The 1,548-nt window shown below is 64.0% G+C and carries 3 protein-coding genes; all 3 read left to right on the top strand.

Annotated features, from left to right (window positions below; translation table 11 throughout):
• A partial coding sequence (locus WCA53_RS31525) for a beta-ketoacyl-ACP synthase (RefSeq protein ID WP_423920898.1) occupies window positions 1-983 on the top strand: 983 nt, incomplete at its 5' end.
• On the top strand, window positions 980-1,459 hold the full coding sequence (locus WCA53_RS31530) for a hotdog family protein (RefSeq protein WP_423920901.1): 480 nt from the start codon (window positions 980-982) through the stop codon (window positions 1,457-1,459). The genes WCA53_RS31525 and WCA53_RS31530, both read left to right, overlap by 4 nt.
• Window positions 1,456-1,548, top strand: a 93-nt coding sequence (locus tag WCA53_RS31535) for an SDR family NAD(P)-dependent oxidoreductase (protein ID WP_423920904.1), incomplete at its 3' end; no start/stop codon positions are given. The genes WCA53_RS31530 and WCA53_RS31535, both read left to right, overlap by 4 nt.

A 1,548-nucleotide genomic window follows, 5' to 3' on the forward strand; every position in this document is an offset into this window, starting at 1 on the left:
GCCGCAACAACCGCCTTCTGCTTGCCGCGCTCGCACAGATCGGGCAGGCAATCGAGAGCGCGTGCGAGCGCTACGGCGCGCATCGTATCGGCGTTGTGCTGGGCACGAGCACGTCGGGGATCGAAGCCGCCGAAGCCTCGTTTTCCGCCGCGGCGAAAGGGGGCGCGGCACCGGCCCAATTCGACTACCGGCGCATGGAAATAGGCACGGCGGCGCCGTTTGCTGCTGCCGCGCTGGGTCTGCAGGGGCCGGCGCTCACGATCTCGACCGCTTGCACATCGAGCGCAAAAGCATTCGCGTCCGCGCGCCGGCTATTGCAACTGAATCTCTGCGATGCGGTCGTGGTCGGCGGTGTCGATTCGCTGTGCGAACTGACGATGCAAGGCTTCGCATCGCTTGAATCGACCAGTCCGGTCCGCGCCAATCCAATGAGCCGCAATCGCAGTGGTATTAATGTAGGCGAGGGCGCAGCGGTGTTCCTGATGAGCCGCGAAGAAGGTCCGGTTTTTATCGCGGGCGCGGGGGAATCGAGCGATGCGTACCATATTTCCTCGCCGGATCCGCAAGGCATAGGCGCGGAGATCGCGCTGCGCGCAGCGCTTGGCGAGGCCGGATTGACGCCGTCCGACATTGGCTATGTCAACCTGCATGCGACGGCCACGCGCAAGAACGACGAGATGGAGGCGCACCTGATGGCACGCGTTTTCCCGGGCGGTGTCGCGACCAGCGGCACGAAGCCGCTCACGGGTCATCAACTTGGCGCAGCCGGTGCGACCGAGCTTGGATTCGCGTGGCTCGCGCTCGCACGCGAGGGCGTCGCTTTGCCGCGTCACGTGTGGGACGGCGAGGCGGACCCGGCGTTGCCCATGCTCGATCTCGTCGAAAGCGAACGCTTCGTGCCGCGCGGTGCCGGACCGCAATTCGTGATGAGCAATTCATTTGCGTTCGGCGGCAGCAATGCGAGCCTGATTCTTGGACGATGACGCGCACGATGATCCAGTTATCCACCACGTCGATCGAAACGATCTTGCCGCATCGCGGGACGATGTTGCTGCTCGATTCGGTGAGCGCGTTCAACGACGAAACCTTGACGGCTCACGCCACGGTCCGCAGCGATGCATGGTATGCCGATGCAGCAGGCGCGATGCCCGCATGGATCGGCGTCGAGCTGATGGCGCAGGCGATCGCCGCGCACGTCGCGCTGCTTGCCATGCGCGATGGTGGCAAGGCGCGTCCAGGGGTGCTGCTCGGCTCGCGCAGCTATCAGGCGCAAAAGACCTCCTTCCCACGCGATGCCCGATTGAGCATCGAAGTGAAGGAACTGCTGCGCAGCGAAGGAGGCCACGGCGCCTATGAATGCAGCATCGTCCATGACGACGCGTGCTGTGCGCAGGCCGTCGTCAAGGTATTTCAGCCGACCGATTTCAAGTTATTCATCGAAGGGAGTGTTGAATCATGAGCCGGCGTGTTCTTGTCACTGGCGCGAGCCGCGGCATCGGTTTCGAGGTCTGCAGGCAACTCGCCGCGCTCGGCTACGTCGTGGTGCTC

Origin of the sequence: Caballeronia sp., from assembly GCF_049581465.1 — a bacterium.
Classification (GTDB): domain Bacteria; phylum Pseudomonadota; class Gammaproteobacteria; order Burkholderiales; family Burkholderiaceae; genus Caballeronia.